This window comes from Streptomyces sp. NBC_01283 (assembly GCF_041435335.1).
Classification (GTDB): Bacteria; Actinomycetota; Actinomycetes; order Streptomycetales; family Streptomycetaceae; genus Streptomyces.
Map to the genome: position 1 here is coordinate 7,815,291 of NZ_CP108430.1, position 14,917 is coordinate 7,830,207.

General features: G+C 72.0%; 10 protein-coding genes. 2 read left to right on the plus strand and 8 right to left on the minus strand.

The features are described 5' to 3' along the window. Positions 1-16: 16 nt before the first annotated feature. The 7 genes from OG302_RS35515 to OG302_RS35545 all read right to left on the minus strand — a co-directional run bounded on the left by OG302_RS35515 (position 17) and on the right by OG302_RS35545 (position 12,331). Positions 17-754 (minus strand): class I SAM-dependent methyltransferase, encoded by a 738-nt coding sequence (locus OG302_RS35515; protein WP_371530504.1) that lies wholly within the window; start codon positions 752-754, stop codon positions 17-19. A 5-nt stretch (positions 755-759) separates the two neighbouring features. Then, complete coding sequence (locus OG302_RS35520; RefSeq protein ID WP_371530505.1) at positions 760-5,235, minus strand: aminotransferase class I/II-fold pyridoxal phosphate-dependent enzyme; 4,476 nt, start codon at positions 5,233-5,235, stop codon at positions 760-762. Positions 5,236-5,396: 161 nt separating this feature from the next. Next, positions 5,397-7,076, minus strand: coding sequence for a right-handed parallel beta-helix repeat-containing protein (locus tag OG302_RS35525; RefSeq protein ID WP_371530506.1), 1,680 nt, complete (start codon positions 7,074-7,076; stop codon positions 5,397-5,399). A gap of 5 nt (positions 7,077-7,081) precedes the next feature. After that, positions 7,082-8,044: a UDP-glucuronic acid decarboxylase family protein gene (locus OG302_RS35530; RefSeq protein ID WP_371530507.1), complete on the minus strand. Its 963-nt coding sequence runs from the start codon at positions 8,042-8,044 to the stop codon at positions 7,082-7,084. Beyond that, positions 8,041-9,405, minus strand: a complete 1,365-nt coding sequence (locus OG302_RS35535; RefSeq protein ID WP_371530508.1) for a UDP-glucose/GDP-mannose dehydrogenase family protein — start codon at positions 9,403-9,405, stop codon at positions 8,041-8,043. Before OG302_RS35535 ends, OG302_RS35530 begins: the two co-directional genes overlap by 4 nt. Before the next feature lie 25 nt (positions 9,406-9,430). Further along, positions 9,431-10,495: a UDP-glucose 4-epimerase GalE gene (galE, locus tag OG302_RS35540; RefSeq protein WP_371530509.1), complete on the minus strand. Its 1,065-nt coding sequence runs from the start codon at positions 10,493-10,495 to the stop codon at positions 9,431-9,433. 6 nt (positions 10,496-10,501) lie between these two features. After that, positions 10,502-12,331 (minus strand): glycosyltransferase, encoded by a 1,830-nt coding sequence (locus OG302_RS35545; protein WP_371530510.1) that lies wholly within the window; start codon positions 12,329-12,331, stop codon positions 10,502-10,504. 123 nt (positions 12,332-12,454) lie between these two features. Between OG302_RS35545 and OG302_RS35550 the strand changes: the two genes are divergently transcribed. Then, positions 12,455-13,171 carry a TetR/AcrR family transcriptional regulator gene (locus OG302_RS35550; RefSeq protein WP_371530511.1) on the plus strand — a complete coding sequence of 239 codons (717 nt, stop codon included), beginning with the start codon at positions 12,455-12,457 and terminating at the stop codon, positions 13,169-13,171. Here the strand turns inward: OG302_RS35550 and OG302_RS35555 are convergent. After that, positions 13,166-13,564 carry a MerR family transcriptional regulator gene (locus OG302_RS35555; protein WP_371530512.1) on the minus strand — a complete coding sequence of 133 codons (399 nt, stop codon included), beginning with the start codon at positions 13,562-13,564 and terminating at the stop codon, positions 13,166-13,168. The two genes, OG302_RS35550 and OG302_RS35555, sit on opposite strands and share 6 nt — an antisense overlap. A gap of 64 nt (positions 13,565-13,628) precedes the next feature. Between OG302_RS35555 and OG302_RS35560 the strand changes: the two genes are divergently transcribed. Continuing rightward, positions 13,629-14,912 (plus strand): MFS transporter, encoded by a 1,284-nt coding sequence (locus tag OG302_RS35560; RefSeq protein ID WP_371530513.1) that lies wholly within the window; start codon positions 13,629-13,631, stop codon positions 14,910-14,912. The last annotated feature ends 5 nt before the right edge of the window (positions 14,913-14,917 follow it).

A 14,917-nucleotide genomic window follows, 5' to 3' on the forward strand; every position in this document is an offset into this window, starting at 1 on the left:
GGTGGCCACACCCCGGTCACTCCCCGCGCCGCACCGCCGTGAGCAGCACCATCCCGGAGTCGCCGTAGTCCGGCAGCGTCGGGTCGGCGTCGATCCGGGTCACCGCGAGGCGCTCGGTGAGCGGGGCGAACACCTCGGTGACGACAGCCGGGTTCACCGGGCAGCCCGGCCACCGCGAGGCGGGCCCGATGCGGTACGTCGGCATGTTCTCCATGAACGCCGCGACGAGATGGCCGCCCGGGGCGACGGAGCGCACGAAGCGATGGCAGAAGTCCGTGAACTCCGCGAAGTCCTCGGTGACGCCCTCGGCGACGAAGTTCATCGACGCGATGTCGTACGTGCCGGGCACCAGCGCCCGGATGTCGCCGTGGACGATCCGCACGCCCGCGAGCGCCCCGGGAAGCGTGGACGGCAGATCGGGGTTGAGCCGACGGCACAGCGCGTGGAACGGCAACCAGCTGTCGTCTGGCGCCTGTTCGAGCTGCCGGGTCAGATAGGCGACGCCCGCGGCGCTCGCCTCGACGGCGTCGATGCGGCGGCTCGCGGCGGCGGCGAGCATCAGCGGATAGAGGTTGGGCCCGGCCCCGAACTCCACGGAACACGCGGCGCTCCCTCGGCCGAACCGCCGGTAGAACGCGGAGTGGTGGGCGATGACCGCGGCATCGGAAGGATGCAGCTCGCGGTAGTTCTCGCCGAGATAGTCCTGGACGGGCCAGCTGTCCCAGTCGACGTCGTCGTTGCGGGTCGGAGCCATGGCGGTCAGCTCCCCGGCCGCAGCGGGAAACGTTCGGACATGCGGGTCAGGGCGGCGTTGAGCCGGTCGATGTCGTCGTCGGAGTTCAGGGCCGTGAGCTGCACGCGGAAACCGACGCGGTCGCGCGGCACGAGCGGATAGGCGGCCAGGGTCACATAGATGCCCTGCTCCCACAGGAACCCGGCGACCGCGTCCAGGTCCGAGGCGTCGGCCAGCGGGATCTCCACGATCGGCAGCTCATCGGAGTTGAGCGTCCGAAGACCGAGCCCGGCCACGTGGTCGAGCACCCGGACGGTCTTGCGGTGCAGATCGGCGCGGATGATGTCACCCCGCCGGTCGTTGACCTCCAGACCGGCGAGCGCGGTGGCGAGGGAGGCCGTGGGCGAGGGCCCGGAGTACAGATAGGGGGCGGCGGCGACCTTCAGGTGGTCCTTGAGCCAGGACGGCAGCGCGAGAAAGGCGAGGAGCGACGAGTAGGCCTTGGAGAAGCCGCCGACCAGGACGATGTTGTCGTACGTCTCGCCGGTGTGCCGTACGACGCTGTTGCCGCGGGAGCCGTAGGGGCACGGTTCGGCTGCGCCGCGCTCCCCGATGACGCCGAACCCGTGGGTGTCGTCGATGTACAGCGTGGCGTCCACGTCGCGGCAGATACCGGCCAGTTCGGGCACGTCGGCGATGTTCCCGCTCATGCTGTTGACGCCGTCGAGGCAGACCAGGCGGGGCGAGCCGCTCGGCACCGACCGCAGCATGGCGGCCAGTTCGTCGGGGCGGTCCGCGTGGAACCGCCGCAGCGTCGCGCCCTGCCCCCGGGCCGAGACGCAGCCGTCGTACACGGTGCGGTGCGCTGCGGCCTCGACGAAGACGTGTCCCTTGTCGGCGAGGACGGGGATGACCGAGGCGTGGATCAGCGTGGCCGTGGGGAGCAGCAGGGTGTCCGGCGCCCCGAGCAGCGCGGTGAGCCGTTCCTCGATCTCGGGATAGAGCCGGGGGCTGCCCAGGAGCCGGGACCAGCTCGGGTGTGTCCCCCAGCGGCGTACGGCGGGTTCGATGGCGTCGATGATCTCGGGATCGCCGTCGAAGCCGAGGTAGTTGCAGGAGGCGAAGTCGATGAGCCAGTGGTCCCCGCTGCGGATGTGCCGGCCGCGGACCTCGTCCAGGACGCAGTCGGTCATCGGGCTGGTGCGCCGCAGGTGGTCGAGATCGCCCCAGCGCGGATCGCGCCGGTCCCCCAGGAGTCCGGTGTCCGGTTCGCTCATGGTGCTCTCCCTCTCCGAAGGGGTGGGGGCAGGCGCGGTGGGCGGGGCGACGACAGCGGCGGCGGCGCGAGAAATGGCAGGGACGGCAGGGGCGACACGGGAGGCGTGGGCGGCACCGTTGTGTCCCCGGCGTCCGCGGAGGAGCCGCTCCCCCTGCTCGGCTGTCAGGGGCCGCGCGAAGAGGTAGCCCTGCCCGAACCCGCAGCCCATCTGGGCCAGCAGATCCCGTTGCGCGGGCTCCTCGATGCCCTCGGCGATGACCTGGAGACCCATCGTGTCGGCGAGGTGCACGATGCCCTCGACGAGGGCGAGCTGCCGGGGGTCGTCGGCGATGTCGTCGATGAACGACTTGTCGATCTTGAGTACGTCGACGGGGAACTCGCGGAGGTAGCGCAGCGAGGAGAATCCCGTGCCGAAGTCGTCGACCGCGATCCGTACCCCGAGATCCTTCAACGCCCGCATGACCGCCTGGATCTGCCCGTCACCCCGCATCAGCACCGACTCGGTGAGCTCCAACTGCAGTGACCCCGGGGCGAGTCCGGGTGTCTCCAGGGCACCGCGCACCTCGCCGAGGAAGCCCGGGTCGCGGAACTGCCGCGCGGACACGTTGACGCTGATGTAGGGGCGCCGGTCCGAGGGTGCGCCCACGCCCTGCAGTCCGGCGATGTCCGCGGCGGCGCTGCCGAGGACCCAGGCGCCGAGCGGAGTGATGTGCCCGGTCTCCTCGGCGAGCGGGATGAACTCCTGCGGCGGGACGAGGCCGCGCCGGGGGTGCGGCCAGCGCGCCAGCGCCTCGAAGCCGACGATGTCGGCGGCGTGCGGCGCACCGTTCGCCGCACCACCGCCCGCTGAACCATCGCCCGCCGCCCCGCTCGCCGGGCCGCCGTTCCCGCTGATGTCCACGACGGGCTGATAGCGCAGCGCGAACTCCTCGTCGGCGATCGCCCGGTCCAGGCTCGCCTGCAGATCGTGCCGCTCCAGCATGCGCACGTGCAGCCGCTGCTGGAAGCGGCGCCACTGACGCTTCCCGGCGGCCTTGGCGGCGTACAGCGCCAGGTCGGCGTGGGTCAGGAGCTCCTCGGCGCCCGCGCTGTCCCCGGCCGTGGCCACGCCGACGCTCGCGGAGACGCTCACGCTGTCGCCGGACAGCTGGAACGGCCTGCTGAGCGCCTGCACCACCTGCGCGGCCAGGATCTCGGCGTCGGCGGGCTCCTTCGCGTCCTCCATCAGGACGGCGAACTCGTCGCCGCCGAGGCGGGCGGCGGTGTCGCTGCGGCGCAGCGTCCGCGAGAGACGGGCGCCGACGGCGACGAGGAGCCGGTCGCCGGCCGAGTGCCCCATCGTGTCGTTGACGACCTTGAAGTCGTCGAGGTCGACGAAGAGCACGCAGGTCAGCGTCGACTCGCGGCGGCCGCGCAGCAGCGCGCGCTCGATGCGCTCCAGGAGCAGCGTGCGGTTGGGAAGGCCGGTCAGCGCGTCGTGGAAGGCCCGCTGGGTGAGCTCGTGCTCCAGCTGCCGCTGCTCGGTCACGTCCCGCAGGGTGACGACGAGTCCCCGTACGGTCGGGTCCCGGCGCAGGTCGCTGCACCGCACCTCCACCTCGATGCGCCCGCCGTCCCGCGGTATCCACCAGTAGTCGTGGGGCTCCCGCTGCCCACCGGCCCGCATGGCCGTGAGCACCTGCGCCGCCCGGTGGCCGTCCCGCTGGTCCACCAGCTCCGGCAGCTCCGCCCCGACCAGCCGGACGTCCCCGAAGACGGCCTGGGCGGACGGGCTCGCGTACCGGACGGCGTTGTCGTCGTCGACGATGAGGATGACGTCGGAGGCGTTGCGCACCAACGTACGGAAGTACGCCTCGCTCTCCCGTCGGATGATCTCCTCGCGGAGCGCGATGCGCGCCTTCGCCAGGCCCGCGTGCGAGGCGAGTATCTCCAGCGAGCCACGGATCTCCGTGAGCTGCCGCTCGGAGCCGGTCGCGATCAGTACACCCGGCGGCTCGTCCACGGCCGGACGGTCACGCTGGATCATCGGGCACACCAGCGCACTCTGCGACGCGTCGAACCGGGCGGCGATCTCCGGGCCGAGGTCGGCGGCCCGGACCAGATGCGTGCGGTGCAGGTCGAGGGCCGCGTGGGGGACCGGCGGGGAGTCGTCCGCCTCCAGGAGCAGGGTCGCGGGCAGGGCCCCGGGCCCGGACAGTGCGGCGACCGTCGTCTCGCAGGTCGCGGTGATCTCCTCCGTCGTGATCGCCGCCACCAGCGAGGCGGCCGCCCCGCGCAGTGCCAGCTCGCGGTCCATGGCCTTGCGGTGCGCCACGACCATGTCGGCGAGCCGCAGGATCACCAGGAGGAACAGGGCGCCGGAGAAGGCGGCGATCACGGCCGCGTCATGGGCGCCGTCGAGGAGGCCCTCCATGAGCAGGATCGCCGGAGCGATGAGGGTGGCCGCGGCGAGCAGCACGAGTCTGCGCGTCGGCGGAAGCAGGGACTGGCGCTGATGCGCGTACGCGGTCAGCTCCACCATCGAGGGGTGCAGTGCGGCAAGGCCCCACGCCGTGTAGAAGACGATCCAGCCCGTGTCCAGGAGCGTGCCCGCCTGCCACAACCCGTTGAGCTGCAGGATCCCGTACGCGATGTCGAAGGCGAGCAGGGTGAACGTGCCGAGCACGAGCAGACGTACGGCGGGATTGTGGCCGGTCTCGAAGTCCGGGGTGAGCAGCCGGGCCAGGAGGGCCAAAACCAGTACGTCGCCCAGTGGGTAGGCGATGCTGATGGCGCGCTGCGTCCAGGTCAGCCCCTCGACCTCGGTCAGCGGCTGGACGAGGTAGACCCAGACCGGCAGCGCGAGCCCGGCGGTGATGATCAGCGCGTCGAGGAGACTCGGCAGGTCGCGGCCCGCCCAGCGGTAGCGCACGAGACCGAAGAGGCCCGCGGCGAGCAGCGGGTACACCGCGAGGTAGGCGGCGTCGGCCGGGGACGGGAACGGGTTCGACGCCTGGAAGTACTCCTCGACCACGTTGTAGTACGTGTCGCCCGCGGCGAAGGCGAGCAGCCCGGCCGCCAGCACCCACCACGGCCAGCGGTGCGCGGGCCGGTGGACGTGTACACCGACGAGGACGGCCACGACGCCACCGAGGCCGATGAGCGCCCAGAGCGGGGCGCGCAGGCCGGGCACCGTCATGTAGACGGCGGTGAGAGCGGCGACCAGGACGACGTAGCCGGCCATGAGCCGATGCGCCCGTGGTTGATCCCGGGAGAAAGCCCGAAACAATGGCAAAGCGCCTCCCTGCCTGGCAGGGACACCCGGCCGCGAATCACGCGTCAACCTGGGGTCTCGCTCCAATGATCGTAGGCCCTGGCGGCCGGGACCCGCATCTCCAGCCGGGCTCAGTCCGGTTCGGGCAGCGCGGCCCCGACCGGCGGGGGCGTACCGACGCTCTGCCCGAAGAAGTCGACGGAACCGGGGTCGATGCCGAACAGCTTGCGCAGGTCGAGGCCCTTGTCCGCGAGGGCGTCGCAGTCCGGGGCGAACAGGCGGGCGTCGGCGGCGGACGTGACGGCCGGAAGCGCGCCTCCGGTGAAGCAGGGGCCGACGGTCAGGCCGGACGGCCGTCCGTCGACGCGTTCCTGGCCGGTCGCCTTGCGCCAGGTACCGATGCCGGTGAAGGCGTGGTCGCCCCACTGCAGCGCCCACTGTCCTTGCGGGGCACGGTAGTTGTTGCCCTGGAGCAGGACGTTCTTGGTGCTGAGCCCCCCGTCCGTGAGGGCCAGCGGGGAGCCGTCGGTGACGAACAGGTTGTTGCGGACGGTGACCCCCTTCTCGCCGTCCATCAGGCGCAGGGCGGGGCCGCTCCTCCCGTTCTCAAGGGCGGTCATCACCACGGTGTTCTGGTAGATCCGCAGGTTGCGCACGTCGTGGCCGTAGACGGCGAGCCCGCCGAAGCGCGGCAGCTTGCGGCCGTCGTCGGACGTGATGTTGTAGCGGATCGTGTTGTCGGTGTGCGCGCCGTTCGTCTTGCGCGTGTACGCGTAGAAGCCGGGGCCGTCGTTGTGGAACGCGAGGTTGTACTGGATCGTCGAGTCCGAGACGTTCTCGTCGAAGCCGAACCCGGCACCGTCGACCTTGGAGCCCGTGTGGTTGCGGTAGGCGGTGTTGTGCTCCAGGACCACGTCCTTGGCGTCGTACGCCCAGATGCCCACCGGCCCCGAGGGCGCCTCGCCGGACGACCTGGATCCGTTGTCGTGGGCGCTGGAGTCGCGCACCGTGGCGTGCCGCACGGCGCCGAGGATGATGCCGTCACCGGTGTGGCGGTCGTCCGCGCCGGGATCACCGGTGTTCCGGTACGCGTCGACGTCCGAGACCTCGAACTCCTCGTGTGCGTAGGTCGGTTGACGGGGGTTGAACTCAGGGCCGTACGTCAGGAGACCGACGTCCTTGTTGCCGTACAACGTGGCCTCATGAATCGTCACGTTCTTGAATCCGTTGCCCTTCTCCGCGCCTCCGACCGCGATGCCCGTCCGGAAACCGGAGACGCGGACGTGGGAGACGGAGACCCGGTCCAGCTTCCCGCCGTCCGGTCGGTCGGCGTAGAGGTTGATGCCGCCGTCGTGGGCGTAGGCGGCGCGGTCACCCTTGACGGTGAGATCGCGGATCTGCACGCCCGCGGTGTTGTGCACGGAGATGCCGGGGGAGCCCTCGGCCTCGACCGTCGCCCGGCCCTCGCCGTACGACCCGACCACCACGGGCCGGTCCGCACGTCCCGCCTCGTCGCCGTTGAGGGTGATGGTGCCGGTGAACCGTGCGCCGCCCTCCAGGAGCAGCCGGTCGCCGGGTTCGAGCGCCACGCGTTCGGCGCGGGCGAGGGAACGCCAGGCCTGACCGGGCGATGAACCGTCGTTCTGGTCGTCGCCCCGCGAGCTGACGTAGTACGTACTGGCCGACGGCGCGTAGTGGGGCGTGGCCGCACAGCCGCTCGCGCCGAGCAGCACGAGCGCGGCGGTGAGGACGGCAGGGGCGGTGCGGCGCCCGACGGCGGCCGGGACGGCGTTCCTGCGCACGGGGGTCATGGGGATCAGGCCTCCACCGGCACCCGCGCGCGCCGCGGTGCGGACCGTGCGGTGAACCACGCGATGGTGTGCCGCAGGCCCTCGTCGAGGGGCACGCGGGGCATCCAGCCGAGCTGCTCCACGGCCCGGTTGATCACCGGGCGGCGGCGGGCCGGGTCGTCGACGGGCAGCGGGCGGTAGGCGATCCGGGAGGGCGATCCGGTGAGGCGCAGGACGAGCTCAGCCAGTTCACGGACGGTGCGCTCGCTGGGGTTGCCCAGGTTCACCGGACCGCCGAGGTCGCTGTCGAGCATCGCGAGCAAACCCCGGACGAGGTCGTCGACGTAGCAGAAGCTACGCGTCTGGCTGCCGTCGCCGTAGAGGGTCAGCGGCCTGCCCGCGAGGGCCTGGCGGACGAACGTGGAGACCACGCGTCCGTCGTGCGGCCGCATCCGCGGACCGTACGTGTTGAAGATCCTGACGATGCCCACGTCGACGCCGTGGCTGCGCCGGTAGGCCATGGACAGCGCCTCAGCGAACCGCTTGGCCTCGTCGTAGACGCTGCGCGGGCCGACCGGATTGACGTGGCCCCAGTACTCCTCGGGCTGCGGATGGACCTCCGGGTCGCCGTAGACCTCGCTGGTGGAGGTGAGCAGGAAGCGGGCGCCGTGCCGCTGGGCCAGGCGCAGGGCGTTCTCGGTGCCGCGGCTCCCGACGGCCAGGGTCTCCACGGCGAGCCGGTGGTAGTCCGGCGGTGACGCGGGGCTCGCGAGATGGGCCACGGCGTCCACGGGGCCGGGCACGTCGAACGGCGCCGTCACGTCGGCGTGTACCAGCCGGAAGCGGGGCGTGCCGCGCAGGTGGGCGACGTTCTCCGGTTCACCGGTGCAGAAGTTGTCCAGGCAGCAGACCGTGTCGCCCCTGCGCAGCAGGGCCTCGCACAGATGGGAGCCCACGAAGCCGCCGCCGCCTGTCACCACGACCCTCATGACGCACCTCCGGCGAGCGCGGCCACCTTGGCCGGTGAAGGCGCGGCCGTGGACAGCTGCGGGCGGCCCGGGGCGTGCACGGCCCAGCCCGCCGCCGACCAGCGCTCGGGGTCGAGGCTGTTGCGGGCGTCCAGGAGGACCGGGGAGCGTACGAGGGCGGCCAGCGCCGCGGGGTCGATGTCCCGGTACTCGGGCCAGTCGGTGAGGTGCAGCACCAGGTCGGCGTCCTCGCACGCCTTGTCCACGTCCAGGGCGTAGACCAGCTCGGGACGGGCGACGCGCGCGTTGTCGATGGCCTGCGGGTCGTGTACGCGGACCGTGGCGCCCTGCCGGTGCAGGGCCGCCGCCACGACCAGCGCCGGCGAGTCGCGGACGTCGTCGCTGCCCGGCTTGAACGCCGCGCCGAGCACTCCGATCCTGCGCCCGGAGAAGGAGCCGCCGAGGAGCCCGCGTGCCTGGTCGACGACGCGGGAGCGCTGCCGGGTGTTGATCCGGTCGACCTCGTGCAGGAACGCCACCGCCTCGCCGGCGCCGATCTCCTCGGCACGGGCGGCGAAGGCCCGGATGTCCTTGGGGAAGCAGCTGCCGCCGAAGCCGAGCCCCGGTTCGAGGAAGCGCGGGCCGATCCGCGAGTCCGCGCCGATGGCCCTGGCCAGGACGGAAGCGTCGGCGCCCGCGGCGTCGCACACCTCGGCCATGGCGTTGATGAAGGAGATCTTGGTGGCGAGGAAGGAGTTCGCCGCCACCTTGACCAGCTCGGCGGTGGCCGGATCGGTGCTGAAGAACGGCACCCCCGCGAGGATCATCGGCGCGTAGAGCGCCCGCAGCACGCCCTCGGAGTGCCGCGACGTCACGCCCACGACGAGCCGCTCGGGCCGCATGGTGTCGTGGACCGCGGATCCCTCGCGCAGGAACTCGGGGTTCCAGGCGACCTCCGTGCCCGGGGCCGTCGCGGCCAGGTGCTTCGCGAGCCGGGCCGCCGTGCCGACCGGCACGGTCGACTTGCCCACGACCAGGCTGCCGGGCCGCAGATGCGGGGCGAGACCGTCCACGACGGCGTCCACGTACCGCAGGTCGGCGGCGTGGCTGTCGGGGCGCTGCGGGGTGCCCACGCACACGAAGTGTGCCCGGGCGAACGCGGCGCCCTCGGCGAGCGAGGTGGAGAAGCGCAGCCTGCCCGACGCGACCGTCCTGGCGAGCAGTTCGTCGAGGCCGCTCTCGTGGACGGGCGCCCGGCCCGCCGCCAGGGAGGCGATCCGTTCGGCGTCGATGTCGATGCCGAGGACCTGGTGGCCGATGTCGGCCATGCACGCGGCGTGCACCGTTCCCACGTATCCGGTGCCGATCACTGTCATCCGCATGACGTCGCTCCTTACGGGTCGGGCCTCACGGGGCCTGCTGCTTGCTGTTCGAACGTCGGCCGGGACCGGCGTAGCCATGGGGGTTGAGCTGCTGGAAGCGCCAGGCGTCCCGGCACATCTCGGGCAGTCCGCGGGTGGGCCGCCAGCCCCACGCGCGGGCCACCGCCCCTGCGTCGGCGACGAGTTCGGGCACGTCTCCGGGACGGCGCGGCATGATCTGGTAGGGGATGGCCCTGCCGCAGGCAGCGCCGAACGCGGCGATGACGTCGAGGACCGAACGGCCTGTGCCCACACCGAGGTTGAACACCCGCATGCCGGGCCCGTCGGCGAGGTGGTCAAGGGCGATGCGGTGGGCCTCGGCGGTGTCCATGACGTGGAGGTAGTCGCGGACCGCGGTGCCGTCGGGCGTGGCGTAGTCGTCGCCGAACACGGGCAGCCGCTCGCGCCGCCCGACGGCGACCTGCGCCACGTACGGCATCAGATTGTCGGGGACGCCGCCCGGGTCCTCGCCGAGGAGCCCGCTGGGGTGGGCGCCGACCGGGTTGAAGTAGCGCAGGGCGAGCACGGTGAACTCCGGGCGGCGGGCGCACACGTCGGCGAGCACCTGCTCGCAGATCCACTTGGACGCCGCGTACGGATTGGTCGGCCGGGCGGGCGTCGACTCGTCCAGTGGACCGCGCCCCGCGTCGCCGTAGATCGAACAGGACGAGGAGAACACCAGCTGGTGCACGCCGTGTTCCTGCATGACCCGCAGCAGCGCGGTCGTGCCGCCGACGTTGGTGTCGTAGTAGTCGATGGGCATCCGCGTCGACTCGCCCACGGCCTTGTGCGCGGCAAAGTGCACGACGGCGTCCACGGAGTGGCGGCCGAAGACGGCCGACAGGGCGCGCCGATCACGGATGTCCAGCTCATAGACGGCGCCGACGAAGCGGTCGGCGATCCGCTCCACCCGCGTGAAGACCTGCGGGGTGCTGTGGGAGTAGTCGTCGATCACGATCAACTCGTAGCCGTGGTCGAGGAGTTCGACGCAGGTGTGGCTCCCGATGAAACCCGCGCCGCCGGTGACGAGGATGGTGGAGGGTGCGCTCATGGCCGTTCACCAGCTCAGGACGGCGGCGACGTACGCCGGGTAGAAGACGAGGGCGGTGGCGACCGGCAGTGACACCAGAAGGCCGAGGGCGACCGGGAGCCGCGCCGTCGACAGCGCGTGGGAGAAGCGGACGTCCGCGGCCCGCGCCGCTTCGCGCACATGGAGCAGGGGGACGGCCACGGCGACGGCCGCGTAGGTCGTGGCGGCGAGGAGGCAGAGGAAGACATAGCCGGCCGACGGGCTCGTCAGCTCGCCCACCAGGGCGACGGACGACAGGACGGCGGCCAGCACGACGAACGGAAGGGTGAGCCGGGCGGGCAGCGGCCGGGGGCCGCCGGTGTCCTTGGGTGTGACCTTGAAGGTCACCGGCCGCGGGCTCAGCTTCTGCGCGACGGCGCCGAACAGGCCCAGGATGACGAACGGCCAGCGGGCGAGCGCGAACAGCCACGTCTCCCAGCTGATCACCGGGGCGTTGCGCGGGCGCAGCATCCCGCGGCGGCGCATCAGGTACAGGGTCAGGAGCAGCCACACGGGCATGGACCAGAAGTGGATCAGGAAGTCCACGTAGTCGATGTTCATCCACGGCAGGCCGGTGAGGACGGCGATCGGCGGGAGCGTGAGGCCCGCGATGATCATCAGGCCGAGGAGCGGGTAGTAGGCCAGGGCGTACGAGAAGCGCAGCCGCAGCACCAGGGGCAGTCGGCGCAGATGGCGCGGCAGCAGACCGAGGAGCATCGTGGTCAGGCTCCGCGACCACTGGTACTCCTGCGTGATCATGTCGGCGAAGGTGAGCGGCCCGTCCCCGTGCGCCTCGGCGTCGATGGCGAACGCCCCGTGCCAGCCCGCCGAGTTGAGCAGATAGGTGGTGGAGAAGTCCTCGGCGAGCTCGGGGCCGAGGCCCCCGATGTCCCGCAGCGCGCGGGTGCGTACGGCGTAGTGGGAGCCGATGCACATCGGCGCGAGCCCGTCGCTGTGCCCCAGCTGCACCGCGCCGTGCCAGACGGCCTCGCGGTGCAGGCGCCCCCGGGCCGACCAGGACGCCGCGCCGTTGGCGTCGCACATGCTGGGTGCGGCGACATAGCCGATGGCGGGGTCGTCGAAGGGGCGGACCATCTCGGCGAGGTAGGTCGGCGCGGGCACGTGGTCGCAGTCGAGCTGTGCGACAACGTCGTACCGCCGATAGCCCCAACTGTCGTAGAAGTAGGCGAGGTTGCCCTCCTTGCAGCGGGTGCGGCGCGGCCAGTCGCTGCGGTGGTACGGGGTCACGCCGCGGCGGCAGGACATCCGCACCCGGTGCGTGCGGCACCAGGCGATGATCTCGTCGGTCGGGTCCTCGTCGCACAGCCACACGTCGTACGGGTGCGGAAAGTCCTGGGCCAGCATCGCCTCGAGCGTCTGCCGGGCCATGGGCCACGGCTCCGACGGGGCGCGGGTCACGGCGAAGGCGACCGGGAGCGGTGGGACGGGCAGCTCCGGGTTGACGCGGCGCAGCCGGAGGGCGGTGACGAAGAAGTAGCAGGGGAGTCCGGTGAGGTAGAGCAGCAGGGCGCTGTTGATGATCAGCCCCGCCCAGCCGACCCGGTGCTCCGGCTGCAGCCACCAGGACCAGAACCACAGGAAGCTCAGCGCCCAGCCCGCGGCGATGGCCATGAGGGCTGCCCTGTCGCGCCGGGGGAGTGCGGGCAGGAAGGTCGTCGGCCGGACGGTGCGCACCGGGAACGGATGTCCGAAGACGGGGCCGCCCGCGGTGACGCGGACGACGTTGCCGTCCGACATCCGTGCGAGGTCGAGCTCCACCTGGACCAGATCCGCCGACATCGGCTCGCTGTGCGTCATGGCGCGACGCTCCTGAGGGGTCTGACGCTGTACGCTGACTACGTACGTTTACGTCGTATATGTACGACTTTGCACCCGATGCTCTCTGAGGTCAAGGGGGCCAGTGAGGCGGAGGTGGCGGACATGCCGAAGGGGAAAGAGACGGACCCGGGCGAGGGCCGGCGCGCCAGTGACCGTGGGCGCTATGGGCGGCTCAGCAGGGAGCGCGTCCTGGCCACGGCCCTGGAGGTCGTCGACCGCGACGGGCTCTCCGGCCTGAGCATGCGCAAGCTCGGCGGGGAACTGGGCGTGGAGGCGATGGCCCTCTACCGCTACGCGGCGGGCAAGGGCGCTCTCCTCGACGGCCTGGTCGAGGCGTTCTACCAGGAGCTGGAGGAAGACCTGACGGCGAAGCCCCAGGAGGAGCGGCACCCTCAAGGCCATGACTGGCGGCGGGAGTTGAAACGCATCGCGCTCGCCACCCACGGAGTCGCGCAGCGGCACCCGAACATGGTCCCGCTGCTCGCCACCCGCCTGCTGTCCACCCCGCTGGCCCGCCGCCCCGCCGCCGTGCTGCGCGGCGACGAACGCGTCCTGGCCCTGCTCCATGGCGCCGGTCTGGGCGACCGCCGCACGGTGGAGGTGCACCGCGCCTTCACGGCGTGGCTGCTCGGCTATCTCCTCGTCGAACTGCGGGCCATGGACGACGAGCCCGGCGAACCGGACCCGGCCTTCCGGCTCGGTCTGCACCGCATGCCCGCGCAGGAGTTCCCGCGGCTGCGGGCCATGGCCATCGCCCTGGACGGGCAGGGCGGGCAGGAGCAACTGGCCGCGGGCCTCGACGCGTTGCTCGGGTCATGACCCCGCGGGCTCCAACGGCGCCCGGTCCGGAGGGTTGCCGTCGCGCACCGCGTCGAGGTACTCCGCGATGGCGTCACGGTTGCGGGTCAGGCACTCGACGCGCTCGGACATGCGGTCCCGCTGCTCCTCGAGCGTGGCGATCATCTCCGGTGTCGCGTCCGGGAAGTAGATGGTCCGCGGCTTGTCGAGGCACGGCAGGATCTGCTTGATGATGCGGGTGGGCAGGCCCGCGTCGAGCAGGCCCCTGATCTGCGCGACCCGGTCCACGAACCGCTCGTCGTACTCGCGGTAGCCGTTCGCCGCGCGCTCGGCCATGATGAGGCCCTGCTCCTCGTAGTAGCGCAGCAGTCGCCGGGGTGTCCCGGTGCGCTCCGACAGCTCTCCGATCCGCATCCGAAACTCCCCCGCGCCTCTCGCTTGACCTTCACATCCATGTGAGGGTTCGAGCATAGGCGACATGACCAACCACACCGCACAACTCGTGGGTTCCCGGGGCGGATCCGGGGACCGGAAGCTGCCCCTGGCCGCACTCCTCGCCCTTGCCACCGCCGTCTTCATCACCAGCCTGACCGAGACCCTGCCCGCGGGCCTGCTGCCCGCCATGAGCGCCGACCTGGGCGTCGGCGAGTCCGCGATGGGCCAGACCGTCACCATCTACGCGATCGGCACCGCACTCACCGCGATCCCCCTGACCGCGGCCACCGCCGGATGGCGGCGCAAGCGGCTGCTGCTGACCGCGATGGCGGGATTCGCCGTCGCCAACACCGTCACCGCGGTCTCCGGCAACTACCCCCTGACCATGGTGGCCCGCTTCGTCGCCGGAGTCGCGGCGGGCCTGGCCTGGGCGCTGCTCGCCGGATACGCCCGCCGACTGGCCCCCGCCCACCTCCAGGGCAAGGCCATCGCCATCGCCATGGCGGGCATCCCGGTCGCCCTCTCGCTCGGTGTGCCCGCGGGAACCTTCCTCGGCAAGGCGTTCGGCTGGCGCGTCGCGTTCCTGCTCATGACCGTGCTCACCGTGGTGCTCCTCGCCTGGATCACCGCGTCGGTCCCCGACCACCCCGGCCGGCGGCGCGAAGGCCGCACCCCGGTCCTGCGCACCCTGCGGCTGCCCGGCGTGACCCCGGTCCTGACCGTCACCCTGGTCTTCGTCCTCGCCCACACCATCCTGTACACCTACATCGCCACGTACCTCGACCATCTGGGCATGGGCGGCTCGACCGACGTCGTCCTCCTGGTCTTCGGCGCCGCGTCCCTCGTGAGCATCTGGATCGTGGGCGCGCACATCCACCGGAGGCTGCGCGCGCTCACCATCGCCGCTGCCCTCCTGGTGGCCGTGGCCGCCGCCCTCCTCGCGGTCCTCGCCGACAGTCCCGCCCTCGTCTACCTCGCGGTGACCCTGTGGGGGCTCGGCTGGGGCGGCGCGCCCACCCTCCTGCAGACCGCGGCAGGCGACGCCGCCGGCGACGAGGCGGACGCCGCGCAGGCCATGCTCGTCACCCTGTGGAACGCGGCGATGGCCGGGGGCGGAGTCGTCGGCGGCATCCTGCTCGGACAGCTCGGCGCGGAGTCCTTCCCCTGGAGCGTGCTCGCCCTCCTGGTGCCGGTCCTCGTCGTGGTGACCGCCGCCCACCGGCACGGATTCCCCGCCCGGCGCGCGGCAGCGGGCTCCGGCGCCACCGAGGCACCGGAACCCGCCCTGGACGCAGGGGAGTTCACATCCGCTTCGCCCCGGCCCTGACGGCC

Coding starts and splice junctions, on each gene's coding strand:
- OG302_RS35560 (WP_371530513.1), top strand. CDS start 13,629: ATGACCAACCACACCGCACAACTCGTGGGTTCCCGGGGCGGATCCGGG.
- OG302_RS35550 (WP_371530511.1), top strand. CDS start 12,455: ATGCCGAAGGGGAAAGAGACGGACCCGGGCGAGGGCCGGCGCGCCAGT.
- OG302_RS35520 (WP_371530505.1), bottom strand. CDS start 5,235: ATGGCCGGCTACGTCGTCCTGGTCGCCGCTCTCACCGCCGTCTACATG.
- OG302_RS35530 (WP_371530507.1), bottom strand. CDS start 8,044: ATGAGGGTCGTGGTGACAGGCGGCGGCGGCTTCGTGGGCTCCCATCTG.
- OG302_RS35515 (WP_371530504.1), bottom strand. CDS start 754: ATGGCTCCGACCCGCAACGACGACGTCGACTGGGACAGCTGGCCCGTC.
- OG302_RS35535 (WP_371530508.1), bottom strand. CDS start 9,405: ATGCGGATGACAGTGATCGGCACCGGATACGTGGGAACGGTGCACGCC.
- OG302_RS35555 (WP_371530512.1), bottom strand. CDS start 13,564: ATGCGGATCGGAGAGCTGTCGGAGCGCACCGGGACACCCCGGCGACTG.
- OG302_RS35545 (WP_371530510.1), bottom strand. CDS start 12,331: ATGACGCACAGCGAGCCGATGTCGGCGGATCTGGTCCAGGTGGAGCTC.
- OG302_RS35525 (WP_371530506.1), bottom strand. CDS start 7,076: ATGACCCCCGTGCGCAGGAACGCCGTCCCGGCCGCCGTCGGGCGCCGC.
- galE (WP_371530509.1), bottom strand. CDS start 10,495: ATGAGCGCACCCTCCACCATCCTCGTCACCGGCGGCGCGGGTTTCATC.